The 23,675-nt window shown below is 38.7% G+C and carries 27 protein-coding genes and 2 pseudogenes; 16 read left to right on the forward strand and 13 right to left on the reverse strand.

Annotated features, from left to right (window positions below):
• Positions 1-171: 171 nt before the first annotated feature.
• The 3 genes and pseudogenes from SK62_RS04605 to SK62_RS22010 form a co-directional block, all read left to right on the forward strand.
• Entirely contained in the window at positions 172-777 is a 606-nt protein-coding gene (locus tag SK62_RS04605) for an ankyrin repeat domain-containing protein (RefSeq protein ID WP_015571649.1), read from the forward strand.
• Between the two features lie 108 nt (positions 778-885).
• Positions 886-1,068, forward strand: a complete 183-nt coding sequence (locus SK62_RS23115; protein WP_048249308.1) for a hypothetical protein — start codon at positions 886-888, stop codon at positions 1,066-1,068.
• Positions 1,044-1,238: pseudogene (locus SK62_RS22010) on the forward strand (tail fiber assembly protein); the annotation flags it as partial. The gene SK62_RS23115 and the pseudogene SK62_RS22010, both read left to right, overlap by 25 nt.
• A gap of 75 nt (positions 1,239-1,313) precedes the next feature.
• Here the strand turns inward: SK62_RS22010 and SK62_RS04615 are convergent.
• The 6 genes from SK62_RS04615 to SK62_RS04640 all read right to left on the reverse strand — a co-directional run bounded on the left by SK62_RS04615 (position 1,314) and on the right by SK62_RS04640 (position 5,518).
• Positions 1,314-1,844 carry a hypothetical protein gene (locus tag SK62_RS04615; RefSeq protein WP_048249310.1) on the reverse strand — a complete coding sequence of 177 codons (531 nt, stop codon included), beginning with the start codon at positions 1,842-1,844 and terminating at the stop codon, positions 1,314-1,316.
• Positions 1,825-2,856 (reverse strand): IS630-like element ISEc33 family transposase, encoded by a 1,032-nt coding sequence (locus tag SK62_RS04620; protein ID WP_032425611.1) that lies wholly within the window; start codon positions 2,854-2,856, stop codon positions 1,825-1,827. The genes SK62_RS04615 and SK62_RS04620 overlap by 20 nt, the downstream gene beginning before the upstream one ends.
• A gap of 83 nt (positions 2,857-2,939) precedes the next feature.
• A complete protein-coding gene (locus SK62_RS04625) occupies positions 2,940-3,941 on the reverse strand; it encodes a glucosyltransferase domain-containing protein (protein ID WP_048249312.1) in 1,002 nt (333 codons plus the stop codon).
• On the reverse strand, positions 3,942-4,856 hold the full coding sequence (locus tag SK62_RS04630; RefSeq protein ID WP_023295272.1) for a glycosyltransferase family 2 protein: 915 nt from the start codon (positions 4,854-4,856) through the stop codon (positions 3,942-3,944).
• Positions 4,853-5,215: a GtrA family protein gene (locus SK62_RS04635; protein WP_023295271.1), complete on the reverse strand. Its 363-nt coding sequence runs from the start codon at positions 5,213-5,215 to the stop codon at positions 4,853-4,855. Before SK62_RS04635 ends, SK62_RS04630 begins: the two co-directional genes overlap by 4 nt.
• A 63-nt stretch (positions 5,216-5,278) precedes the next feature.
• Positions 5,279-5,518, reverse strand: coding sequence for a DinI family protein (locus SK62_RS04640; protein WP_023295270.1), 240 nt, complete (start codon positions 5,516-5,518; stop codon positions 5,279-5,281).
• Between the two features lie 564 nt (positions 5,519-6,082).
• On the opposite strand from SK62_RS04640, the gene SK62_RS04645 reads away from it, so the two are divergent.
• From SK62_RS04645 to SK62_RS04670, 8 genes are all read left to right on the forward strand, one after another.
• Positions 6,083-6,928, forward strand: coding sequence for a DUF6387 family protein (locus SK62_RS04645; protein WP_001067212.1), 846 nt, complete (start codon positions 6,083-6,085; stop codon positions 6,926-6,928).
• A 279-nt stretch (positions 6,929-7,207) separates the two neighbouring features.
• Positions 7,208-7,414 carry a helix-turn-helix transcriptional regulator gene (locus SK62_RS22020; RefSeq protein WP_000795663.1) on the forward strand — a complete coding sequence of 69 codons (207 nt, stop codon included), beginning with the start codon at positions 7,208-7,210 and terminating at the stop codon, positions 7,412-7,414.
• A 20-nt stretch (positions 7,415-7,434) separates the two neighbouring features.
• Complete coding sequence (locus SK62_RS23120) at positions 7,435-7,734, forward strand: hypothetical protein (RefSeq protein WP_001019190.1); 300 nt, start codon at positions 7,435-7,437, stop codon at positions 7,732-7,734.
• Positions 7,735-8,029: 295 nt separating this feature from the next.
• Complete coding sequence (locus SK62_RS04655; RefSeq protein ID WP_008322898.1) at positions 8,030-9,232, forward strand: tyrosine-type recombinase/integrase; 1,203 nt, start codon at positions 8,030-8,032, stop codon at positions 9,230-9,232.
• Entirely contained in the window at positions 9,225-10,529 is a 1,305-nt protein-coding gene (locus SK62_RS22025) for a tyrosine-type recombinase/integrase (protein ID WP_047718536.1), read from the forward strand. The genes SK62_RS04655 and SK62_RS22025 overlap by 8 nt, the downstream gene beginning before the upstream one ends.
• Positions 10,526-12,400, forward strand: coding sequence for a DNA-binding protein (locus SK62_RS04660; protein WP_047718533.1), 1,875 nt, complete (start codon positions 10,526-10,528; stop codon positions 12,398-12,400). Before SK62_RS22025 ends, SK62_RS04660 begins: the two co-directional genes overlap by 4 nt.
• A gap of 14 nt (positions 12,401-12,414) precedes the next feature.
• Positions 12,415-12,801, forward strand: coding sequence for a hypothetical protein (locus SK62_RS04665; protein WP_001062150.1), 387 nt, complete (start codon positions 12,415-12,417; stop codon positions 12,799-12,801).
• Positions 12,802-12,897: 96 nt separating this feature from the next.
• The gene (locus SK62_RS04670; protein WP_000360018.1) at positions 12,898-13,323 is read left to right on the forward strand and encodes a hypothetical protein; all 426 of its coding nucleotides are present in this window, start codon (positions 12,898-12,900) and stop codon (positions 13,321-13,323) included.
• Positions 13,324-13,373: 50 nt separating this feature from the next.
• Here the strand turns inward: SK62_RS04670 and SK62_RS22030 are convergent, their stop codons facing one another.
• The 6 genes from SK62_RS22030 to SK62_RS04690 form a co-directional block, all read right to left on the reverse strand.
• Complete coding sequence (locus SK62_RS22030; protein WP_000708681.1) at positions 13,374-13,688, reverse strand: hypothetical protein; 315 nt, start codon at positions 13,686-13,688, stop codon at positions 13,374-13,376.
• 19 nt (positions 13,689-13,707) lie between these two features.
• Positions 13,708-14,094 carry a hypothetical protein gene (locus tag SK62_RS04675; protein WP_001078959.1) on the reverse strand — a complete coding sequence of 129 codons (387 nt, stop codon included), beginning with the start codon at positions 14,092-14,094 and terminating at the stop codon, positions 13,708-13,710.
• A 41-nt stretch (positions 14,095-14,135) separates the two neighbouring features.
• Positions 14,136-14,408 (reverse strand): hypothetical protein, encoded by a 273-nt coding sequence (locus SK62_RS23125; protein WP_007666384.1) that lies wholly within the window; start codon positions 14,406-14,408, stop codon positions 14,136-14,138.
• A 224-nt stretch (positions 14,409-14,632) separates the two neighbouring features.
• Entirely contained in the window at positions 14,633-15,796 is a 1,164-nt protein-coding gene (locus SK62_RS04680; RefSeq protein ID WP_047718530.1) for a relaxase/mobilization nuclease domain-containing protein, read from the reverse strand.
• The gene (locus SK62_RS04685) at positions 15,765-16,202 is read right to left on the reverse strand and encodes a hypothetical protein (protein ID WP_001549549.1); all 438 of its coding nucleotides are present in this window, start codon (positions 16,200-16,202) and stop codon (positions 15,765-15,767) included. Before SK62_RS04685 ends, SK62_RS04680 begins: the two co-directional genes overlap by 32 nt.
• Positions 16,203-16,610: 408 nt before the next feature.
• Positions 16,611-17,171, reverse strand: a complete 561-nt coding sequence (locus tag SK62_RS04690; RefSeq protein ID WP_048249315.1) for a hypothetical protein — start codon at positions 17,169-17,171, stop codon at positions 16,611-16,613.
• Positions 17,172-18,224: 1,053 nt separating this feature from the next.
• On the opposite strand from SK62_RS04690, the gene hxsD reads away from it, so the two are divergent.
• The 5 genes from hxsD to SK62_RS04710 are packed head-to-tail and all read left to right on the forward strand — an operon-like array spanning position 18,225 to position 23,248.
• A complete protein-coding gene (gene hxsD / locus SK62_RS04695; RefSeq protein ID WP_047718528.1) occupies positions 18,225-18,497 on the forward strand; it encodes a His-Xaa-Ser system protein HxsD in 273 nt (90 codons plus the stop codon).
• Positions 18,497-19,885 (forward strand): His-Xaa-Ser system radical SAM maturase HxsB, encoded by a 1,389-nt coding sequence (gene hxsB, locus SK62_RS04700; protein ID WP_047718527.1) that lies wholly within the window; start codon positions 18,497-18,499, stop codon positions 19,883-19,885. The genes hxsD and hxsB overlap by 1 nt, the downstream gene beginning before the upstream one ends.
• A complete protein-coding gene (gene hxsC / locus SK62_RS04705; RefSeq protein ID WP_023323122.1) occupies positions 19,878-20,990 on the forward strand; it encodes a His-Xaa-Ser system radical SAM maturase HxsC in 1,113 nt (370 codons plus the stop codon). Before hxsB ends, hxsC begins: the two co-directional genes overlap by 8 nt.
• The gene (hxsA, locus tag SK62_RS22040) at positions 20,987-21,622 is read left to right on the forward strand and encodes a His-Xaa-Ser repeat protein HxsA (protein WP_001624497.1); all 636 of its coding nucleotides are present in this window, start codon (positions 20,987-20,989) and stop codon (positions 21,620-21,622) included. The genes hxsC and hxsA overlap by 4 nt, the downstream gene beginning before the upstream one ends.
• An 18-nt stretch (positions 21,623-21,640) precedes the next feature.
• On the forward strand, positions 21,641-23,248 hold the full coding sequence (locus SK62_RS04710; RefSeq protein ID WP_047718521.1) for a TIGR04141 family sporadically distributed protein: 1,608 nt from the start codon (positions 21,641-21,643) through the stop codon (positions 23,246-23,248).
• A gap of 156 nt (positions 23,249-23,404) precedes the next feature.
• On the opposite strand, the pseudogene SK62_RS04715 reads toward SK62_RS04710, so the two are convergent.
• Positions 23,405-23,629, reverse strand: a pseudogene (locus SK62_RS04715) (integrase); the annotation flags it as partial.
• Positions 23,630-23,675: the final 46 nt, after the last annotated feature.

Below are 23,675 nucleotides of genomic sequence, written 5' to 3' on the forward strand. Positions count from 1 at the left end.
AAAAGCGGTAAAACATAAGAAAAAGGTTGCACAGACGCACATTTCTCCCGGACTGTTGAATTTAACTCAACAATGAATTGCGTGTCGATGAATCATTTTTAAGCGGATTCTTTTATGACCAGGCTGTTGCTATTCTCAGGTCATCAGAAGTGAAACATAGGGAGTCTGAATATGTCTGCAACTGCACTGGTTACAGAATTTCTGCTGGCGGCAGAAGAGGGCAATATCGACGCGCTAAAAGCCTGCCTGGAGAAAGGCGTGGATATTAACGCGACCAACCGCCAGAAAAGAACCGCCATTATTATTGCCAGCCTGAAAAAGCATTACGCCTGTGTGGAGTTTTTAATTGCCGCCGGGGCGGATATTGATAAACAGGACCAGACCTGTTTTAACCCCTTCCTGATCGGCTGCCTGACCAATGATTTAACCCTGCTGCGCATTGTCCTTCCGGCAAATCCGGATCTCGATCGTCTGACGCGCTTTGGCGGCGTGGGCATTACCCCTGCCAGTGAAAAAGGGCACGTTGAAATCGTGCGTGAGCTGCTGGAAAAAACCGACATCAACGTCAACCACACCAATTTTGTCGGCTGGACGCCGCTGCTGGAGGCCATCGTATTAAACGACGGCGGCGCAAAGCAGCAGGAAATTGTGAAGCTGCTGCTCGATCACGGCGCGAACCCGCACATGACCGATAAATACGGCAAAACCCCGCTCGAGCTGGCGCGGGAAAAAGGCTTCAACGCGATCGCAGACCTGCTGCTGGCGGCAGGCGCATAGTGCATTCGGTCAGCCTTCCCCTGGCTGGCCGTTAATCAATAAACGCATTGTTACCGACGTGCATTTAGCACGACGGCGGCCCCCTTTTATCTTAAACAGGTGAAAATAATGCCAACCAAAATCGTCATAAAAAAGAATACGTATTTCGATTCGGTTTCCTTAATGTCGGTTTCCACCAAAGCCAATAAATTGCCGGGCGTCGAGCAGGCGCTCGGCGTACTTCACACCGCGCGCGTTTGCTTCCATTTTGGAGAGGGGCTCAGCAAGCCGAACTCCAGAAGCAAACCCTGATTAGCCAGGCGAATGAATACATTGATAGTAAGCAATGGCCGTCGAAACTGGCACTCGGCCGCCTGAAAGATGATGAAAAGGCCTCATTTAATAAGTGGCTTGATTATCTTGATGCGCTCGAATCGGTAGACCCATCAAAAGCACCAGAAATAGTCTGGCCTACAATATAAAGTAAGACATCAAGGGTAATTTACGCCCTTGATGTCTTCATGTGCTTGTTAATAGTTTAAACTATCCTAAGATCTTCATTTATTACAGATGCTCCCGCCGAGATAAATTAGTAAATTTTTATCATTCTCGAAAATGGAGTATTGAGGCATGGAGTAAATAAGATTCATCTCACCATTGCAAGCCATTTTCTCTAATTCATAGGAAATCTGCCTGTCCTTGCCAGAGAACTTTATGTTCCTAATCCCATTGTTAACTAATGACTGACTTAATGTCATGTCATAGTAGTTGTTCTTTATGTGATCTAGTATTGGGAATACTCTATTTGAAGTTTTTGACGCCTCTGAATAGTCTGTTGCGCCGAATATGTATGTATTTTTCTTTGATTTTAAAAGTGAAAGCTTTTCGCTTAAGGAAAATAATACATATGAATCGTAGCGTTGCTGATGATAAAGTGAAGATGCAGTGGCATAAATCACTGATGTTGATGAGAATATCAGTGCGATAGATAAATATGCTGCGATACGATTAAAGAAATCATTGAATGTGGCGGGGATGGCAAGGGCTAAATAGCTGCGCCTAATACCGCTACACTTTTGCCTGACCATGTTTTCCTCCGGGGAATGGGCTGGCGGTTTCCATAAAATGGCGGACCTTTTTCAGTAACTGCCACATTGAGCGGCACTGATGATTACGGGTTATCGTGTCATGAAGTGCCTGCCATAGCCGTTCCACATGATTCACCCACGGCGAGTAAACCGGCTGGTAAATTACCCTGAACTTGGGATTTGCTTTCAACCAGCGCTGTGTTTCGCGGCTTTTATGGATAATGTAGTTATCAACGATCAGCGTGATTGTTTTCGCCCGCCGGTAAGTGGCTTTCAGGTGCTTCAGCAGAGCGATAAACAGCGCTGAACTTTTGCTGTTGCCGCCCACGTAGCTGACTTTACCCGTGCCACTGTGCAGTGCGCCGGCCAGATAGTATTTTTCGTTCTGCCCCGGCGTCACTACCCGTTTCTGCTGTCCGCGCAACTGCCAGTCCGCACCGATTTTAGGATTAAGGTGGATATCCACTTCATCTTCATAAAATACCGGATGCTCTGCGCTGCATTCATCCAGCGCTTTGTGGATTACCGCCATCTTTTCATCTTTATGTGGGTCACGGATACGCAGAGTTGGCGCGGCCCTGCGCCATACAAGCCCCGCAGATGGCAACCAGCGGCGAACGGTTCCTGCATGTAACTGGCAACCGGTTATCTCATTGATTTTTAATGCCAGTAATTCGGTGCTCCAGCGTGAACGTTGATAACCAAAATCGCCGGGAGAATGCTTTATCAGCTCACGTAACAGGGTGCAGATATGTTCAAAAGGCCAGCGTCGGGAGCGCCCTGCGGGTAAGGATTTCAGGCCTTCAATACCTGAGTGCGTAAACCAGTTAATCCAGCGACCAACGGATGAACGAGCACAACAGAGAGTTCTGGCAACATCGCTGACCCGTTCACCCCGATGAAGCATCAGCATGGCCGTGAGTCTGCGGGCATGATTTTTATCGCGCGTTTTATGAATAGCTTTCTGCATCAGGCGTCGTTCGCCACGGGGTATTGGTGCTATGATCGGCATCGCTCAGTCCGGTTGGTGGTTTTGGTTGGTTTGGCGATTGATCAGATCGCACAATCCGGGCTGAGTTCCCTTTCAGTGATCTACTATTCCGCGCATCTATTTAGGAAAACTATAAACGCTATTGGAAATAAAACTCGCGTTGGATAGTACCCATTACTAAGAATCAGATTTACTCCAGCAGAACAAATTAATATTACAACTGGAGCAAATACCATTAGTGAAAGGTTTAAAAACCTTGAATTCCCCGCGCCCTCTTTAACTACTACAATAATATGTTTTGCGTATACAATGATAAAAGCTAACGTTGCTACTGCTATTAATATAGCAGCGACGTGACCATAAGATTGCAATGCTGTTGAAATAGAGGTCTTAATTCCTATGTAAATGTTACTTGCTAATCCAGTAGTTAAGTCTGCCCTCTTTTCAGTGGATTTAATGGTATTAAGTACAACAACGAAATAGTATAAAACGCAAGACACTACGGTTAGCCCAGCAGATTTTATTATGTACTCTATGTTTTTGTTGTTGTGTTTTTTGGATTGAATAAATGTAGTTATTACCAATATCGGGAATATTGCAATGGCTGGTTGGTAAAAAGAAAGACATGCAATAAGTGATGCTAGCGCATATATAGTCCTGTTTTTGTTTAGCAAATCCCACGCTAGAACAGGTAACAACATGGACAATATCATTGATAATGAATCAAACCTGAACAACATATTACCAAGTAACAGTGGGTTTACTGCTACAGTTATACATATTAGAACATTCCCAATGGTGATTTTATGGAATGTATTTTTAAGTAAAAGAATTGTTAAATAAGATAACGCAACAATACTCGATAACTGAGGCAAAGGTGTAATGTCGGCAAGGCGGTCAGAACTGGTGCTCAAGAATATAGCAAGCCATTCTGTTAGTGGTCTGCCTAATTCAATCCACCCAAAGTATCCTTTAATTGACCTAGTGATATCATCAACCAGATAGAGCCTGTCATTGATCAGTGGGTAGTATCCGATCGATATTATTATGAGCGAGAATATCCACGCACTGAACAATGAAAATTCTTTTTTGTGAAAGCTAACCATTTAATTTCCCTTCAAAATATAACGAGGTCTGTTTTTAACCTCAATATAAATCCTGCCGATGTACTCGCCGAGAACTCCAATACCGATTAATTGCACACCGCCGAGGAACAAAATTGATACCAATATAGAAGGATAGCCTCTTACTGGATTTCCGAATGCTATGGTGTCAATAATCATCCACGCTCCGTACATAAAGGCCATGCCGGCAACGAACAAACCGATATACGTCCACATGCGCAGTGGAAAAGTTGAGAAACTTGTAATGCCCTCTAATGCAAGGTTCCACAGCTTCCAGCCATTGAACTTAGAATCCCCGGCCACACGTTCTGCGCGGGCATATTCAACAACATCAGTGCGGCCGCCAACCCAACTCAAAACTCCTTTCATGAAAAGGTTGCGCTCTGGCATCAGCTTGATGTTTTCAACCACATTTCGAGACATCAGGCGGAAGTCGCCAACGTTTTCCTCGATCTGCGGATTGCTGATTTTGTTGTGCAGCTTATAGAACCACTCTGCGGTCTTACGCTTGAGTCGCCCATCGGTGGATCGGTCAGAGCGTTTAGCCAGCACCATATCTGCCCCAGCCTGCCACTTCTCAATCAGGTGTGGAATGACCTCAATTGGGTCCTGCAGGTCTACATCAATCGGGATAATCGCGTCACCGGTTGCATTGTCAAGCCCGGCGAACAGCGCTGGCTCTTTACCGAAGTTGCGAGTGAATGACAGCGGAACTACAAGAGGGTCAGCTACAGCAAGCGCGTTTATGATTGATTCTGTGGCGTCTTTACTGCCGTCATTGATGAAGATGATTTCAACATCATGCTGCTGCAGACCTTCAAATTCCCGTACAGTTTTATAGAAGATTGGAATGGCTTCCTCTTCATTGAACACCGGCACGACCAAAGAAATTTTCATTTCGCATCCCTAAAGACAATGAATTTTGAGTATATGAACCCGGCAACAAGACTGAATCCTGAGAACGCTAAGAGGGTTAAAATAGGCGACGCACCAATCGCATCTGCGATGTACCCTGTCATTCCAGCCATGATGCCCATGAATGCGACGAACGCGATATAACGCCCTGACGTTGCCTGTGATTTGAACGTCCATCTTGCGTTAGCGAAGAAACTAAACGTAACCGCAATGAAGAATGCGGAGACGTTTGCAACAGCCTGAGTAGCTTCGAAGAAATGAAGAAGCGCGCCGAAGCATACCCAGTGCATAGCAGTGTTAATTACGCCTACTGAAATGTAGCGACTAAATAACTTTAACATTTGAAAAATCAGTCAATTCTGAAAGATGACAAGTTTAGCATTGCGTATGAGAGTGTTCTAGATTTAATCCTGTACAAGCCACATATCGGCCTCTTCAAACATTTCCTCCAGCATACGGTTCAGTTTTTCCCGATCGCTTTTGCTGGCATCGCTATTCAGGGCGTTTGCCTGCATCGGCTTCACCTTCACCTCGGCATCAGGGAAAATCTGGTGCACTCGCTTCGTCAGCTCTGCCAGGATAATCTCTCTGGCCCCTTCGAGCCCCTCTACATTACGTTTGTCATAAACCAGTTCAACGAACATAAAAGCCTCCGGAAAACCACTGTGGTTGTATACAGTATTTTTAATGTGATAATAAACAGTGTCAAGGCGAGCGGAGCGCGAAAGGGGGTAGGTGTTTTTGTTACCCTTAGTTACAAATAGAAAAACCCCAGACCGTGAGATCTGGGGTTTTTTTAAAGTGCACGTGCATTTCACGTGCATATTTTTGTCTTTTCTCGGTCTGCGCACTGTCTGGTCAGTGTTCGTAAGTGGCTGTTTTTATTGCCGCTGTCCGGTTGCAGTCCCATCAAAGTGGGCTGGCGTCCCTGTAATTAGCCATTCATTCCATTGATTTTTAATGGTATTTATACTTTGAATTTTATGTGTGGTTCTAAAAAGGAACCATAAATCGTAATGGTATGGGTTATCACGATTAGCGGATTGGAGAATTGTATCAAAAGGAAACAAATTCTTCAGTTCAACTCCCTGCTAGTAGCTGAACTGTGCAAGCAGGATCTGCTTTTCACCGATTAGTGAATGCGGTAGTTTTTCAGCGAAACTGAATTCTATCCGTAGGGCAGTACCAGCATAGGTGGAGAATGGATTTTGAACAACTGGTCACCAGAGCACACAAAAGACATCAAGAGTTGGTTTAAGATTGATACATATCGCAAATTTGAAGACCTCTCATTGCTCCAGTTTTACCATGAGATATGGGCTCGTAACTTGTTCTTTAAGGAGTATCGGGAAGAGTTTGAGAGCAGAACTCTTATGGGTTACTTCTCAAAAATTTTCAGTGGCAATCCTTTTTTAATTGAAGAAGGGCAACTGGGATACATGACTCCTGCCAATAAACTTTTTCAGCCTCCCCATTTTTTTCTAACAACTCTTGATCGCCTTGCTGAAACGAGCATCATTGCTATGCAACGCGGAGGTTTTGTTTGGGATGGTGATGACAATTATTCAATAAACAGAGATCTTCGGGAAGAATCACTTTCAGATATTATGCCAGATCAGTTTTCACGAACAGTCATGTTCGAGATTGATTTGGCAAGTGGCACAGACGAAGAGATTGCAGAGTCGCTTAAAGCTGCATTACCGCAGTGGCGTAAAATCAAAGGTATCGAACCAGATCCTTTAGAATCAGTTCGCTTTGGGTATGGAACTATCAAGAAACTCATCAGTTATCGTGTGATACCTATGCTGGATATCCTGGTGTGGGCAGCCGTTAAAAAAATCCGTGTCTCTGACGACAGGTTATCCAGACTGCTATATACAGACGATGACGAAGAAAGCGAAATGAGGCAGTCTAGCCAAATCAAAGATACCGACAGGCCTTTGGCTCTTAAATCCTGCACAACTGACTTTATCCGACAATTCCATTACTTCATGAACAAAAATAGCCATTTGAAGCAAATGAAAGTCTCTGATGTAATGAAACTATCTGATTAGAATTACATTTATAACTATTTGTTTTAATTGTTAAAATTAACTAAAGGCATCATTGTGAATGGTGCTTTTTTTGCGATTTTTACTTTAAACCGGGCATTTTGACACTTGCTATAAAACGAGGGAATTTCAGCTACTCTCAAGTTCCCCTTTTCTGTACGGCACCAACTTCGAGAAAACCATCCTGCATAGCTACGAAGAACCTCCGCTTCAGGAGCTTCGCTCTTTTCTTTTCCCAACTGTTCGTATAGTGACTTCACCGCAACGACAAGGGATAACGAAATGAAAAATCAAGCAACCCGCCTAATACGATTACCAGAAGTTCTCGAACGAACTGGCTACGGAAAAGCCTGGATATATCGTCTGATCAACGATGGTAAGTTTCCTGCTCCTGTCAAAATTGGAAGTCGTGCAGTAGCTTTCGTTGAAAGTGAGATTGATACCTGGATTCAGTCTGTTATCGAAACAAGTCGAAATAATGTTGCTTAATTGAACTTAGGAGTGATTTTATGAATATCGAAGAATTTGTAAGCGAAGAAAACCATATGTGCAATTTATGCGGAGATCTTTTTTACAAGATCTTTGACCAAGAAGTGATTTATGACTTACCTAATAACGAGTTTAATAAAGAAATCATTTACTGGCTCAGTCAGTACCTTGTAGGAAATCTGAGAGAACCTTTAGACTCGATCTCTGAGCTTAATGCTTGCAAACAGATATATGTTTACGAGACCTGGTTATCTCTAATTAAATGTCCTGATGAATTGAAACTCCTAGCGAAGCGGATAATTTTATATCTAATGGATTAAGAGCTTTTTATGAAAATGTAAAGTTTGGCTGCATAATTTATCTTAAAACTTTACAGAATAACTTACATTATTTTGGTTGCCGTTTATTAGCAAGGCAGTGAGATAGTTTTCGAAGTATTAGGTGTACATAATAATAACTAGATCTACCAGATGATAATTTGACAAGAATAATCGTCTATCTCACTGTTTTAATTTAAATAAATATCTTAATCGAACCAAATAAATTTGTAAATCTACGAAATGCTTATTATTAATATATTGGAATTATACTTTTTGTAAAGTTTAGGAGGAAAATATGTGCAGTATTTGTGTGGATTCTTTTATGTTCGAAAATGGTGAGAGATATTGTCATGTTGTAAATAAAGATACTGGTGAGCCATTGTATTATCCAAACTTGTATATAACAACACAAGTCAGGAATCGGTCAGAGTCTATATCAACAATGAAGGTTATCGCTGGGAGCATTTCATTGTTATATCGATTCTTTATGAGAAAAAATATCAATATTGATGAAAGAATTCAGAAAAGGATATTTCTGGCTCCTCATGAAATTGAAGATTTGATCGAATTCACTTCATTCAATTTTCGAGATGGCGAGAATGATAATTTTAGAAGTTCAAATGTCAAAAAACCAACTAAGTACTTTCGGATAACAACCATAGCTAACTATCTGGAATGGCTGTGCAAAATACATCTTTCTCATACAGGACAGAAGGATACTCTCAAATATATTTTAGATTTCATTAACAACATAAAACGAAAGAAACCGAGAAATAATGATAAATATAATATGGATATAGAAAAAAGTTTAAATAATGAACAATTGGATTCTTTGTTTAGCATTCTTGCACCGGGTAGCAAATTAAATCCTTTTTCAGAAAAAGTGCAAAAAAGAAACAATCTAATATTCCTGCTATTACACTGCTTTGGCCTGAGAGCAGGTGAACTTTTGAATCTGCGAATTGGTGATATAGATTTTGCAGAATCGACAATTGCAATAAGAAGAAGAGCAAATGATAAAACAGATCCGCGAGTGTATCAGCCTTTAGTTAAAACTTGTGAGAGGAAATTAATTGCTGATAAAAAGCTCATGTTTGAAATTTCAGATTATATTCTGAATGATCGAAGAAACATAAAAAATTCTAACAAACATGATTTCCTGTTTATTACTTATAAGGAAGGAAAAACTCAAGGGCAACCTATTTCATTTTCTTCATATCACAAAGTGGTGAGTGTTGTTCGTCAATCCTCCTCACTTCTAGGGGGATTGACAGGTCACAAACTCAGACATACATGGAATTATGAGTTTTCGAAAGCAATAGACAAGAATCAGGACATATCCGATGAAAAAGAGCAACAAATCCGTTCTTATCTCATGGGATGGCGACCGGGTTCAGAAACTTCAATGATTTATAATCGCAGGCATATTTATGAGCTATCGAAAAAAACTGCACTTGAACAACAAGAGCAACTATTCAAAGGAGAATTTGATGAATAATTTAATTAAAAATAAATCTGATAAAATGTCTTTGCATGAACATAAAATCGTCAGTTCGATTGAAAATAACGGAATCAATCTTACAAACTTAATATGTGCTATGAACGAAAATTTGGTTTGTGGGTTTGTATATACAGTACAATATTATTTTAATAGCTACAGCTATTTGTATGTGAAAAATATTGTTAGAAATATGGAGAGTCTTATCCGTAAACTATCTCCTACTCATATTGATGATAAGGTTCTAATTGAATATCAAAATAAGAAATTATCAAAAGCCTCAGCATCATTTCGCGTTTTACGACCATTTTTGATTAAATGGTTTGAGTTAGGATATCCGGGAATAGATGAAAGTGCGGTAGAACTGTTAAAGCATTTGGACCTAAAAATAAAAAAATCTGGTCAGTCTGTGCTTCAAGATGATCCAACAGAGGGACCATTAAATAAAGAAGAACATACTTCTTTGATTAAGGCTATGAATCATGCATATAGAAAAGGTGAACTGTCACTGCCACATTATGCAATATCACTATTGATCAGTCTTACAGGTAGAAGACCTCAGCAGTTAGTTATGTTGAAATATAAAGACCTTCTTCAAAAGAACTTAGATAATGGCAAAGTAGAATATGTAATTTCAGTGCCACGAGTAAAACAACGGGGTAAAGAACTACGATATCGAGAACTTGCAATAATATCAGAGGTTGCATCAATTGTTCAATTGCAAGCTAATCAATCAGTGAAACTTGTTGAGCAAGCTCTTGGAAAAACTCTTGATGATTATTCTAAACGAGAAGTTCCTATTTTCTTAAATGAGGAAAAACTCTTAGATTTATCCATAACAGGTTCAATTCTTCTGGAATATAATAAATTATATGCGAAGCCTACAATTGCTAATGTAGCATTGAAAAGTATTGTTAATAATGGGAATGTAATATCCAACCGTACCGGTTCGATACTAAATATTACTCCTCGTAGGCTTCGTTATACAATAGCAACTATGCTGGCTAAGAATGGGCATAATGTTAATACTATAGCTGAATTATTGGATCATTCATCTACTTCAAGTGCGGGGATTTATATTAAAAATCATGCTGACAGTGTTGAAAGGATTGATTCCGCTGTTTCAGAACAATTGTCATTTGTCGCTGATATTTTTATGAACGGAATCAAATCGAAAAAGAGTAGTCATTTCAAATTTTTTTCTTCAAGTAGATGCCAGAGTCAGAATTCAGGATTTCCTTGCAATCAATGTATGTTTTTTATTCCGATTGATCGCAGTGAGGTGAATCAACTATGAATAATATTATTTTGTTCAAATCAAAAAAACATATTCTTGTAGAAGAAAATTATAATGAGTTCATAAAATTTTGTCGCTATCAACTGTCCGGACTAACCCAAACTCAGGATTGGGAGCAGTATGCCTGGAAAGGATATGTCACATTTAGAAAAATAGGGATTGGAAATAAAATCTTTGATTCCATTGATGCAATGCACGAAGATTATATCAATTTTGCGAAAGCATATATCAGATATCAACACACATTGAAACCATTAAAAAATTATGGGGTTATTATGATGGCCTTGCGATGTCTCGAACAGGCCCTTTTGCAGGTTCAGAACACTGGTCTCATTTATAATGTTACAGCCGTTGTTTTCGATGAGGCAATGCAGATCGGGAGTAAATATTTTGAAGGTAACGTTTTGGCTAAATGTGGAATACAGCTTGAAAAAATATCAAAGTTTCTGTGTGAACATAATCTTGTGAAGTCAGGATATATCTCATGGAAAAACCATGTAAAACAGAAAGTCAAAAACAATTATCTTACTGAGATTGAGGATTATCACCGAAGCGATAAGTTACCAGATGAAGAAGCATTGCTCGCTATTGCTGATATTTTTTCTCAAAATGATGAGTTACTGAGTCCAAGGGATAAGTTCACCAGTTCAGTATTTGCACTTCTACTTTGTTGTCCGAGCAGAATTTCTGAAATTTTAGCCTTACCTGCTGATTGTGAGATTACACAAATAGATGGCAAGGGTATCGAAAGATATGGTTTGAGATTTTATTCGGTAAAAGGGTATGGCCCTAATATCAAATGGATTCCACGGGTTATGATACCAGTTGCAAAGAAAGCGATTAGAAGATTACTTTCCTTATCACAAAATGCAAGAGCACTTGCTCACTGGTGCGAAAAGTACCCGGATAAATTTTACCGACATGAGCTTTGCCCAACAGTTGATGAAAAAGCTAAATTGACCGTTGTACAAGTTTGCCATGCACTGGGGTATAATTTATTTGATCATAAATCATGTGTTTTAAAAATTAAAAGAACGAGTTTGGATGGTGGGAAAAGTTTCTTAAACCACAATGATTACAACTATTCATTGAGTAATTTGTGGGAAATTATTAGTTCTAATTTTAGCAGAGATTTTCCATGGTATGATAAAGAAAAATCCATAAAATTTAGTAATGCTTTATGCTTGCTCAATACTGATCAATTTTCTTTATCAAGAATGACTTCAATTTTCACATTTTACAAACCTACTAAAAGTTTCTTTTTCAGTGACATACAAAGAAAAAAAAGCTATGAGATGAATTATAAAAATATATTTTCCCGATATGGATATTATGATGATGAAGGTAAACCACTACTTATTCGCTCACACCAGCCACGGCACCTTTTAAACACAATAGCCCATTATGGTGAAATGTCTGAACTGGATATAGCTAAATGGTCTGGTCGTATCAATGCGAATCAGAACAGAGTTTATAACCATGTGTCGGAAGAAGATATGTTAGATAAAATCAAAGCTATTAAATTGAATAGGAGTAATTACTGTCAAAGGGAGTCAATACCCACAAATGAATTGACAATTGATTTTGATAACCTTAATCAAGGTGCAATACACTTAACTGAATTTTGTTACTGTGTACATAACTATTTAATCAAGCCTTGTGCAAAAATTAATCATCTTATTGAATGTGATAATGAAACACCGGACATTAACTCAGTAGATAGAATTAGACTGCAATCTGTCCGAGGGAAAGTAATGCAATTAAAGAGAATAACTCAGATCGCTTATGAAAATGGTGATTATGGTGCAGACAAATGGTTGCAACACCACAAAAAAAATTTGGAAAGAATTAATAAACTATTGAATAATTGAAACAGGAGATGCATATGGCAAAACATTTAAACAGGAGTGAAATAAAGGCAATTAAACACATTATACTGACTTGGGACGGTAAAATCACATGGAGCGATTTATGTGAATCAGTTTATAAGAATCTAAACAGAACTATCACAAGGCAATCTCTAAGTGCTCATGATGAAGTTGTTGAAGCATATAGAACAAAGAAAAATTTGTCTAATTTGAAAAAATCTGGCCTTAAAAAGCCAGCTAACTTAACGATTGCGGCACAACAAATAATAAATCTTAAAGCCGAAAATGAAATGTTAAAAAAACAGAACAATAGATACAAAGAGCAGTTTAGCTATTGGCAGTATAATGCTTATAGACATGGTCTCACTATGGAACAATTGAATAGACCATTTAATAAAAAATAATAGTTGATAGGTTACACCTATTGACAAGTTAAATAAATACGATAAATATAAATATATGGTCAGGATGACTATTTCAATTATGCAAGGATGCATTTTATGGACAAAAACATCATCAATTCAGAGTTTACTCTGGAAGAGCAACTTATCATTATAATTGATAAATATATCTCAAAACGGTACCAGCCCGGAGATAAAAGTTTCTCATATCAACTTTACTTAATTTTTGTGGGATACCATTTAAAATATTTTTACCCTAAAAGGATTTATTCCAAATCCAATCGTAATATTGATAACATAATGACTATGTTTAGCTCGGTATACAAAAGTCTGACAAGCAATCTTCTACAACGATTAAATAACAAAGAAGGAGTTATTAGGGAACTAAACTCGCTTGTTAATTACATAGATAACAATCAAGAAAAAGCAGAGGAAATCTATGCTACTGTCAGAGCACAATATGAAATGAAAGTAATTGAGAAAGAGTTAACCCATGAAGTTCGCGTAAGAACCGTCAGGTTATAGGCAATAAAAAGCCCCTAAGCAGGGGCTAAAAGACTTCTTGATATAGGCTACTACTGAACTTCTTTCCAGACACCATCAGATTTGATTAGTTTTACTGGTTTTGTTTGTTTCATATTACTAATAGAGGCATCGACAATGCAGTTATAAACATTGTTTGCTTCTTCTGTGCAACTAACTTTCTTCACGTAATCGATTCTTAAAAGATCTTTTTCTGTAACTCTTGAATCAAGAGCTTTCATACTTGTATTTGTTCTATCTACAACACTTTTGAAAACATTGTATATATCGTCTTGCGATGGTTCATTGTTACATGCGGTTAGAAGGAAGGTGGTAATGATAACTGTGATAATTGAGTATATTTTCATTTTCTTATCCAAAAAACAATTAATTAAGAATGCCAGTTTTGGTGTTGTTATTGTCAGAGGAAAAAGTCCATTTACTTACAGTCTCTCCCTTGAAGTCGATTTCAAGAGTTTTAGACTGAGTTTGGGAACCGCCAGTAAACAGCCCCACAACAGGAATGAAAGTCGTTGCATTGAACTGATTGTTAGACATGAAATATTTCCATTGCTCATTTCCGTCATCGAGTGTGGTTCTTGTATCAGGCTCACCTAACTTAGTGAGTAATTCCGTCTTAGTTGTTTTGTTTTTAATGATCTTTGACTGGAGGCTTTGTGGTGTTTCGTTTTTAAGGTTCTGGTTCCCTGATGTTGAACAGCCAGAAAGCAGGAAGACAATAATAAAAAAAGAGGACGTTATAAATCGGTTCATTTACTTTCTCATTTTATGTTTGCGGTTGTGTGAAATTAATTTCACCGTATAAAAACAACTCTGTCTGCATACATTCTTTTGATTTTATAGATAAGAATAATGATGCTTACGAAAAACGTAATGACTGATACAAGAGTGCTGCCGGTCCACGAAAATGCTAACCACGCGAGACCAAATGCCACGAATTGAAACAGGAATGCCACACTGAGCGGGCTTTCACCGTAAGCGACCTTTGCATGACAGCCTTTGCAAATCCGCACACCATGAGGACTTTGTGTAAAGCAGAACGGGCACTTTATTGTTTCGTTTTCCATAGCTATCCCAATCTGGAAGATTAAATGGTGCGTTTACAGAGATTCTCGATGACCGACTCGCTTTAGTAAAATTGCTTGTACCGATCGATGGTTGTTTCTTGATAGTTGAAATCTATCATTAATAGTTTATTGATCTGTAATAACGATCAATATTTTCTTGACTAAACACAAATCTATTACTAGAGAATAGAGTGTGGTTACGAAAGGTGTTTACAACTAGCTGTCTATAAACGAATTTTTCTCGCCTTTTTTAAAGGTTGGATTACATGAATTTTTGAGAAGTGTGTGTGGGTTTTGTGAAGAATGGACTTCCCATAGCTTCTGAGAAGCTCTGCGAGCCTTCTGAGAAATGGAATCCAGCCGATAAGCCTGAGATGCTTTTGCTGTTGTACTGAGTTTTTTTGAAGAATCTTTTCTACGATTTCGTTTCTTCTGTCTTCTTTGAGTCGTAGTTCGAGTTCAGCAATTTTTTCACTTATGCTTTCCTTTGAAATATCCGTTGTTGAAACATCTTTTGCAGGAGCAGGAGCAGGAGCAGGAGCAGGAGCAGGAGCAGGAGCAGGGATAACTCCCTTTGTTGTTCGCAGAGCTTCTAAGTGATCTGGGTTGTAGTTAAGCTGCTTTTGAAGATTTACCCAAGAGTATGCCTTTCCAAGTTTGGATGCCTTGAAAGCGATATCGCGGTATTCGAATGAGAAGCCGTTCATCTTACCGGTAGAAGCAATGTTAGCCGTCCAGCCGACTTCAGCTTCTTCCAGTCGTTTTATAAAAGTTAAAAGATCAGGTGTATCTGCCAAACTTTTATCAAGTATCTGTTGTAGAGCTTCTTTAGGGGAGGGAAGGCCAGTCCGTTCTGCAAGCATCTGTTCATTACGGGAAACTTTTCTTCGCTTCTGTTGCTTTGGTGTAATGGAAGGGGCTGGCTTGGTCACTGTCAGACCGTGAGCGATTTCGAGTTCACTAATGATCCGTGTGCTGATAAGGTTTTCATTCCTACCCAAGTAGAGCTTCCCTCCATTGAGGTCTATGCGACTTGCGATAATGTGTATGTGCTGACCAGCCGGATCGTCATGAAGCACATAGCAACGAACATGAGTATCACTGAATCCCATTCTCTTCATGTAGTCGTCAGCTATCCTTGCCCATTGGTCATTCGATAATGATTCACCATCAGGTAAGCGAAGCGAGTTGTGCCAAACTGGTTTTGCGACATCCTGGCGAAGATGCTTGGTGCTATCGAACTCTGCAATCATTTCATGGGCGGTGTCACCCAGCATATTGCCCCCGATTACGACTGGATCGCATTTATGATGTGCTCCCGGTTTCAATGCGTATTGGACCACACCAGCAAAGTTCTTACCCCTGCGAATCTTCCGCATACCCTTCATTCGGGAGGCTCCATATACTGTCACTTAAAAGATTCGTGCGAAGCTCTTCCAGTTGTCGCTTCACAGCGAACAATTCAGTATGGGTAAGCTGACTGTCCTTGCTTTTACAATCTATATGGGTCGCAATTCGATTTAGCTTTTGCGATATATCAGTTAAAGCTTTCCAGGCTTTGGTATTAATCGTTGGTATAACAGGAGGCAACTTTTGAAGGGAAGCCATGCGAAGCCACTCGCCTTTTTTATAAGAGCCTCGCTTTATATTAAGGAGTTGCAGTTCTTCAACATTCAATCGGACACTGACACAATAGCTTCTTACTGCTTCTGAAGGAATTTTACTTTTATTAAAACTACCACGGCGGGAAGTTTTGGATAGATCTATATCATCGCTATAATTTATCTTATGCATATAAACTCCATTTTGTATGATATTAATTAGTTAGCATAATCCATATGCTTTATATATCACTTATATAACGAATGAGTTTTTTGTCAATCTATAGGATGGATTGTTTTGATTTCTTTTATTGTCTGACTGAAAGGAAGCAAGAAAAGCAAGAGCTTTATAGAACGGTGCAACCGCTTCTATAAATTAGCTCTTGCTTTTTATGGATGGGGTATTGACAATACGTGAAAAAAAATTATAGGTATATATGAAAGTTAATTTAGCATGAGGAGTCGGATATGCATTTTTTTTTGTTAATGGCGGTGTTTAGTTTATTTAATTTGCTAGGGTATTTATTACCATTTATTAAACCAACAGTTTTTGTGTTTGATATATTCATAATGCTATTAGGAATGATCGGTCTTTTGTTTTTTAGGAAGGATTTTGATGATTTTTAGAATGGTTTTCTTTGATGTTGCGTAATAAAACTATCTCGTTGGATATATTAGATATTAACTCTTCCTTTGTATTGTGTTTTTTATTGAATTCGATTTTTTTCTCTAAATAAAATTCCATAGCCGATATGAAAAATTTAGCAAATGAGCATAGTAAGATGAGAGATTTGAATAAAGCTAATGTGTGAATGTCAATGGCTTTTTCTATTAATGTTATAAGGTCATTAGAGTTTTGCTCATAAGTTTTATAAACGACAATTGACGCAGAGAAAAATAACACGCAGTCGTTCAATGATTTTATGGGTTTACCTATTTTTTTAAAAAATATTGAAATCAATAAACCACCCAGGAATAAACAAGTGAAAAGAATGTCTTCTTTATTTATTGTTATCATTGAGCTTGTAAAGTTTAAAATCTTTGGATCAAATTTATCAATGAGAAATTTTATGATGACATTTATTAAGAGTAGAAATAATACGAGCAAAGAGATTTCTAACGATAATTTTTTATAAAAAAGTAGTCTTAATGATGATTTCATTTAAAACCCTCTGTATTTTTGAATATCCATTATGATAAAAGAATGTTTTGGTTCTGACTGATGTTTAAAACTTATATCGTATTTATTTCACAGAATTAATATCGCGTCGCGATTTTTCAACGCTTAATGATTAGTATATATACTTATACGGGTAAGGCTCATGTTTAATTCTCCAGTTGACAGTTTTTTTTATTTTTAGGTAGTAAATGTGTAAGGTATAATTTCAATTAATAAAAATCCCTTAAAGAATAAAAGATTTTTATTTGCAGCCATAAACAAACTTTAAAATTCTGTTTACGTCTGTAATGTAGTTTACATATTCATCTTCAGTTTTTCAAGAGAAAGGCCACTTAGGTGGCCTTCAATGGGACTGCTTATGCATATTGTGTTAACTTCCAGGTTACGGCTTTACCATCATATGGAGGGAAGCGGTTTCCTTTTGCTATTGGTGCAGTTGTTGATGGTGTCCCTACAACAGTCCACACTCCACTCTCAGGGCAACTCTCGCCAGTTCTCCCGGTAGTGCCCAATGGTGCTTTTGCCATTACGGAATCTCCATGTCATATGTGTTTAGCTATGTGTGTCGAAATTTAGCAGCGTGACGATTATATGGCGGTTACATACTTTGGTTTATTAAGAATTTATTATTTTTGAGAGGTGAATCGATTAAATTATATTGATATATTATGCATTGTGTTTCATATATTTAAAGTTTTGACATTGGTATTTGTCATGCAATATACAAATATGCAGTTATTAACTGTTAACTTTACCTATCGAACCCATTTTATCTCACCCACTTAGGTATGCCATATGTAGATCATTACATTGAAAGTAAATATTTAGTCATATAATTCAATTTGATAATTACATCTTATGAGTACAGCTGCATCATGTGAGTGCGTGATTCGATTAATTTTAGTTGAACTGAATCTTAGAATTTTGACATACTCAGTAACATGTTTTGAAAAGTGTTATATCATTAATCTATAAGAAAAAACCCAAATGGAATAAGTTTCTTTCCGTTATTATTTCTTTTGTAAGGTAATAGTGATGTGGGAAAAGATATTACAAAAAAATCTTTATTCTGAATGGGTTATCCGAAACACCCTATACTGGATGACTTCTGTAAGCCCATGGAAACTTGAAGAAAACATATCCTCGTGGATTATCTTCTTTGAGATAGGTGGTCCTGAATGTGAGTTTGAATTCGCAAGGTTGTTAAACGATTTTAGCCTCCGTGAGAAACTTCACCATCAAACTGGTCAGTTGCGTGATGCCATCATCAGCAAGGTTCTCCGAAGCATAGATGACAGGCTTGCATAATGAAACTCATGCCTTTTAACTTCGACAGGATGCCTGACGGCCGGGTATTCATCAGTAACCTCGCTGGCTTTCATCATTTTTTAGGAGAGCAGGAATTTCTCGATCTGGTAAACGGTCACATCAGTCAAGAACAGTCCTCATCGCTTGAAAGCAAACTTTTCATTTGCGGAGATGAATCTTCCTCCGTTACCCCTTATGCACTAAGTTCGGCTTTTGCCAAACGACTCATGAATGAACTGGCGATCAGGCCAATCTTCATGATTGTACCTACTCTTCGGTGTGATCATACTTGCAAATATTGCCAGGTCAGTAGGGCATCGGTCACCGCTGATGGTTATGACCTCAATCCTGAACTGATACCGCAAATTGTCAGCACCATTAAGAAACTAGGTACACCTCCCTACAAGATAGAAGTACAGGGCGGTGAACCACTTCTCAGGTTCGATCTTGTTCAGTCAATCTATCACGAGTGTGAGATTTCATTGGGTAGTGATGCTTTTGAAATGGTGATTGCTACAAGTCTGTCATTACTCGATGAAAGCATTCTCTCATGGGTTAAAGAGCGGAATATCACCTTCTCGGTCTCGCTCGATGGGATTGAAGCTGTCCATAACAAGAATCGCATCCTTACTGACTTTCAAGCTCATAACAAAGCAGTAACTGGTATTCGGAAAATCACAGAAGAACTTGGCGCAAACCGGGTAGCTACGGTTACCACAGTTACTAAGGAGCTGACTAAAGAGCCAGCTTCCATAGTAGATGCTCATTTGTCTCTGGGTCTTACAGACATGTTTATCAGGCCTGTTAGTCCTTATGGGTTTGCTCAGAAGCAGAGCTTCACTTTTTCAATGCCAGAGTATTTTGCTTTTTATAAAGAGTTGATGCAGGAAGTGTTGATTCAGAATGAAAAGGGAATACCTGTCATTGAGCACTCGGCTGCTATTCATCTCAAGCGAATTTTCAATCCAGGCTTCAGTGGTTATGCAGATCTAAAATCGCCAAGCGGAGTTGTGCTGAACTGCATCCTGTTCAATTATGACGGTAAAGTCTACGGTAGTGATGAAAGTCGTATGCTTCAGAAAGTAAACCCGGAAGCAGATTTCAGTGCAGGAGAGTTTGCCTCACTCTCATTCAGTAGCAACGAATACTACCGTTCCGCTCTCTCATCTTCATTTAACTTCGCCATGCCAGGTTGTGACACCTGTGCATACCAGCCTTTCTGTGGAGCAGATCCTTGCCAGAACATTAGTGTTCATGGCGAACCTGTTGGTGACAAGAGTCGTTCTACTTTCTGCCAGTATCACAAAGGCATGTTCCGCTTCCTTCTGAATGAAATCTCTCAGGATGGACCGATGGCAAAGATGCTTAAAGGGTGGGCTTATGTCTGAGGTGCTGAGAAACGACATTTTCAGATTTACGGCAGATCTGCCAGTTCAGCAAGGTTTCTATCGCTTGTGCAAATCTAAGCCCGAAAATCCTCAATTCTATCTGCCAAATTTACTGGTCAGTGAAACTCAACTTGATTCCAGACTTCCTGCATATTTTGCAGACTTCGTTGTGAGCACTGATCTTTTCAATTCCATAGAAGATGGTGATATAGGGATTGTTAATAATGGCAACATGATTAGGGTGATTTTGTCACGGAGAGCAAACCATAACACTGTTCTGGTAACTGAAAGGTGCAACAACCGTTGCCTTTTTTGTTCTCAGCCTCCTAAGACAGGAAACGATGACTGGCTTCTTAACCAGTCAGCACTTGCCATCGCCTCTTTCTCCCTGAATGGTGTAGTAGGAGTGAGTGGGGGAGAACCTCTACTGTATGGCGAAGATTTCTTGCAATTTCTTGACTTCATAATCGAAAACTCACCTGAGACAGCTTTGCATGTTTTGACCAATGGACGAAAGTTTGCAGATGTCAGTTTTACTCAACAGATGAAAGAGCGAAGCGAAAAGCTCAAAATAACTTTCGGTATTCCGCTTTATTCTTCAAGGTCGTCAGTTCATGACTATCTGGTTGGAAGCGAAGGGGCATTTGATGAGACAGTTATGGGGCTTATCAATGCCGGTAACTCAGGGATCAACATTGAGTTAAGAATCATTCCGACACTGGCTAACTATATGGAACTGGACAAAATCATAGAGTTCGCTGGTCGCGTGTTTTCCAATATCAACCAGATTTCTCTTATGGGCTTAGAATCTATCGGCTGGGCACGTAAAAACTGGTCATCAATCTTCATTGAGCATGATAGCTATAGTGAGAAAATTCTCTCTGCCATAGGAACAGCACAAAGGTCAGGCATCACCCTAACAATCTTCAATTACCCATTGTGCCATCTTCCTGAAAGAGCTTGGGGATTTGCTACTCAGTCAATTTCTGACTGGAAAAATTACTACCCCAAAGAATGTGATGAATGTACTCAGAAGTCTTCCTGTGCTGGTTATTTCAGTTCATCAAAAGGCCGTTTTCATCAACCACCGAGACCAATTTTATGAAAAAATTTAATTTCGCTGCTCTGCTTCCGGGATTTTTAGCACTCAATAATTCTGTATGGGCAAGTGATTCCTCCACTGGTGCAAGTGATTTGCCCGGTATGACTCTTAATGAGCATGATTTAGTTATAGCTCCACTTAACACGGAAGTACCTTTCTACATTGCAGGGCATCGTAGTCATAGCTCCCATCGAAGCCATAGTTCTCATAGATCTTCGTCTGGTGGTGGGTACTATGGTGGAAGCACTCCTTATTATCCTAAAACATACAGTTCACCAAGCTCATCAGGCTCATCCACTTCAGGTACAAATTCGCCATCGTCTTCTTCATCTGTTCGTTCGCTTCGCTCTAATGACACCGATGCCTCTACGACCACAAACTCTGCTGGAATGAATGGAACTACTCGTGCAAGTAGTGGGCTGGCTTCTGATACTGAAAAGCGTAAGCGTTTGATCATGCGAGTGCAGTTCGCATTACTGGATAAAGGGTTTTATAACGGCAATATAGACGGAAGTATGGGGCCTGCGACACGAACTGCTATCAAAAATTACAGAGTTGCATATGGGCTTCCTACTCCAGTAAGAGAAACATTAGATGCTCAGTTATTGAACTCTTTGAATATACTGGCTCGTTAAAATGTTAGGTAAAATAGAATGAAGATAAAACTCTCTATTTATAAAACAAAAAGGTTTAGCGATGCTATTGATCAGGTTTTGAATTTGGAAAGGGTCAAAAGACCTGTTGAATTCGAGATGGAGGATGCACGAGCATATCTATATGTAAAGGAGTACATGGACCCAAAACCTCCTGAATGGACCACCTTTTTTATGGGCCAAAATCCTGGCATAGAACCTGATTTCTTCGGTATGAATAGTAGCACAGGAGCAGTATTAGTTATTGAAGCTAACAATTCCAGATATCTTATTCCCTTTGGAACCGGTCATCACTTAATCAATGATGGCAGCATTGTCAAAGGATTTGGGCTTAAAACAACTCTTAATAGTATAGAACATAAAAAAATTCGCAGTTTAGATAAAGGCAGTCACAACGAAACGAACCTGTTAACTCGCAGTCAGAGCAGTAAAGAAGTCGATATATACAACCTAAAAATAGATTCTGAGATGGATATTCTCACAACTCTCACAGGCACTTCGACAGAAGATATTTTAGGAAGTAAAATTACTGGCAAAGATGCTTTTGTGATCATGCCGGATATTGAATTGAAGGCTATTCCAGCACTGTTGACCAAAATAGACTCTATTTACTTATTACCTCTTCCTGAAGAATTCGAATGGGTTAACAATATCAAGGAGGCTGATGAACAAGAAGTTGAGATATTGGATTCGCTTTTGATTGATCGGATAAAGGAAAAAGACTTCAATGATTTATGGCTTGGAGAGCCAGAAATAATTGACTGGGAAAATCAAATAGGCTATTGCTTTGATAAGAGACAAAGATTCATTCATGAAACCTTATCAATATACCATGTTTGTGATTATTTTGATGGTAAGAAAACTGAAGTAACTGTTGATGAACTCAAAAAAAATTACCTGCATGTTTTGAATGCCGATTTTGAATCGATAAAAAAATGGTCTTTATATAGGTGCCTCTATGCCGAGATAAAAGAAGGTGATCAGAACTATATTCTTCGAGACTCTATATGGTATGTTGCAGATAGGAATTTTGTATCGACTATTGATGATGAAATGAAAAAAATAATTCATTATGAGGAGTCGGATAAATTCCCTGTATATTCATATAAACGAGAGGAGGATTATAATAAAAAACTTTGCCAAGATGATAATTCCTTTACACACATGGATCAGAAATTCATTCATCATGGTGGTGGTAAAAGTAAGATTGAATTTTGTGATCTTATCAGAGGTCAATCAGATTTTATCCATGTAAAATATTATACTGGTTCGCAAAGTATGAGCCATCTTTTTTCACAAGGATTTATAGGTTCTGAACTTTTTATAAGTGACTCTGAATTTCGAGGCAAACTTAATGAGAAACTACCTGCTCATATAAAATTAGCCGATCATATAAATAGACCAGATGCTAAAAAATATAAACTAGTTTTCGCCATAGCTTCTAATAAAAATCTTCCCGAAGATTTACCTTTGTTTTCTAAAGTAAACTTGAAAAATTTCCACAAGAGTATTACCAATTTTGGGTATGAGGTCAGGATCTGCAAAATTGCTGTGGACCCAGATATTTATAAAAAGAAGCTATGTAAACCACAAAAGAACAAGCTTTAAATAAATTTTTCAATGCCAGAGACGTTTGCCAGTTCATGCAGAAAATCGCTTTTGTAAGTTACAGCCCATGTATCTTGGTTTAGAACAAAGTGGTGTCAAAAAAGGTTTATGTCTTGGTGGATAAGGGGCTGGGAGATTTAACCCCTTATAGAGTTGTTATGCCGCAATAGCTTTAAATTTTTGAGCAATGACATAATCACTCCACCACTGCATGAGAATCACTCGTTCTGCCAGATATTCCGGGCGATTGTAAGCTGCAATTATTTCATCTTTCTTCGAGTGGGCAAGGGCCGCTTCTAAGACACCAGTCCTGAACTTACCAGATTCGTCTGTCGCCGTTCTCACAATAGATCTCATTCTATTAACCATAAGTTCACCTCCTTAAACCGTTCGAATGATTACGGCTTATACTGCCTACTTATGCTAA

The sequence above is a fragment of the Enterobacter sp. BIDMC109 genome, assembly GCF_001037885.1.
Lineage (GTDB): Bacteria > Pseudomonadota > Gammaproteobacteria > Enterobacterales > Enterobacteriaceae > Enterobacter > Enterobacter hormaechei_C.

Bases quoted from the DNA above. Each gene is read 5' to 3' on its own strand.
- SK62_RS04605 (WP_015571649.1), top strand. From the start codon at position 172: ATGTCTGCAACTGCACTGGTTACAGAATTTCTGCTGGCGGCAGAAGAG.
- SK62_RS23115 (WP_048249308.1), top strand. From the start codon at position 886: ATGCCAACCAAAATCGTCATAAAAAAGAATACGTATTTCGATTCGGTT.
- SK62_RS04615 (WP_048249310.1), bottom strand. From the start codon at position 1,844: ATGGTCAGGCAAAAGTGTAGCGGTATTAGGCGCAGCTATTTAGCCCTT.
- SK62_RS04620 (WP_032425611.1), bottom strand. From the start codon at position 2,856: ATGCCGATCATAGCACCAATACCCCGTGGCGAACGACGCCTGATGCAG.
- SK62_RS04625 (WP_048249312.1), bottom strand. From the start codon at position 3,941: ATGGTTAGCTTTCACAAAAAAGAATTTTCATTGTTCAGTGCGTGGATA.
- SK62_RS04630 (WP_023295272.1), bottom strand. From the start codon at position 4,856: ATGAAAATTTCTTTGGTCGTGCCGGTGTTCAATGAAGAGGAAGCCATT.
- SK62_RS04635 (WP_023295271.1), bottom strand. From the start codon at position 5,215: ATGTTAAAGTTATTTAGTCGCTACATTTCAGTAGGCGTAATTAACACT.
- SK62_RS04640 (WP_023295270.1), bottom strand. From the start codon at position 5,518: ATGTTCGTTGAACTGGTTTATGACAAACGTAATGTAGAGGGGCTCGAA.
- SK62_RS22020 (WP_000795663.1), top strand. From the start codon at position 7,208: ATGAAAAATCAAGCAACCCGCCTAATACGATTACCAGAAGTTCTCGAA.
- SK62_RS23120 (WP_001019190.1), top strand. From the start codon at position 7,435: ATGAATATCGAAGAATTTGTAAGCGAAGAAAACCATATGTGCAATTTA.
- SK62_RS04655 (WP_008322898.1), top strand. From the start codon at position 8,030: ATGTGCAGTATTTGTGTGGATTCTTTTATGTTCGAAAATGGTGAGAGA.
- SK62_RS22025 (WP_047718536.1), top strand. From the start codon at position 9,225: ATGAATAATTTAATTAAAAATAAATCTGATAAAATGTCTTTGCATGAA.
- SK62_RS04660 (WP_047718533.1), top strand. From the start codon at position 10,526: ATGAATAATATTATTTTGTTCAAATCAAAAAAACATATTCTTGTAGAA.
- SK62_RS04665 (WP_001062150.1), top strand. From the start codon at position 12,415: ATGGCAAAACATTTAAACAGGAGTGAAATAAAGGCAATTAAACACATT.
- SK62_RS04670 (WP_000360018.1), top strand. From the start codon at position 12,898: ATGGACAAAAACATCATCAATTCAGAGTTTACTCTGGAAGAGCAACTT.
- SK62_RS22030 (WP_000708681.1), bottom strand. From the start codon at position 13,688: ATGAAAATATACTCAATTATCACAGTTATCATTACCACCTTCCTTCTA.
- SK62_RS04675 (WP_001078959.1), bottom strand. From the start codon at position 14,094: ATGAACCGATTTATAACGTCCTCTTTTTTTATTATTGTCTTCCTGCTT.
- SK62_RS23125 (WP_007666384.1), bottom strand. From the start codon at position 14,408: ATGGAAAACGAAACAATAAAGTGCCCGTTCTGCTTTACACAAAGTCCT.
- SK62_RS04680 (WP_047718530.1), bottom strand. From the start codon at position 15,796: ATGAAGGGTATGCGGAAGATTCGCAGGGGTAAGAACTTTGCTGGTGTG.
- SK62_RS04685 (WP_001549549.1), bottom strand. From the start codon at position 16,202: ATGCATAAGATAAATTATAGCGATGATATAGATCTATCCAAAACTTCC.
- SK62_RS04690 (WP_048249315.1), bottom strand. From the start codon at position 17,171: ATGAAATCATCATTAAGACTACTTTTTTATAAAAAATTATCGTTAGAA.
- hxsD (WP_047718528.1), top strand. From the start codon at position 18,225: ATGTGGGAAAAGATATTACAAAAAAATCTTTATTCTGAATGGGTTATC.
- hxsB (WP_047718527.1), top strand. From the start codon at position 18,497: ATGAAACTCATGCCTTTTAACTTCGACAGGATGCCTGACGGCCGGGTA.
- hxsC (WP_023323122.1), top strand. From the start codon at position 19,878: ATGTCTGAGGTGCTGAGAAACGACATTTTCAGATTTACGGCAGATCTG.
- hxsA (WP_001624497.1), top strand. From the start codon at position 20,987: ATGAAAAAATTTAATTTCGCTGCTCTGCTTCCGGGATTTTTAGCACTC.
- SK62_RS04710 (WP_047718521.1), top strand. From the start codon at position 21,641: ATGAAGATAAAACTCTCTATTTATAAAACAAAAAGGTTTAGCGATGCT.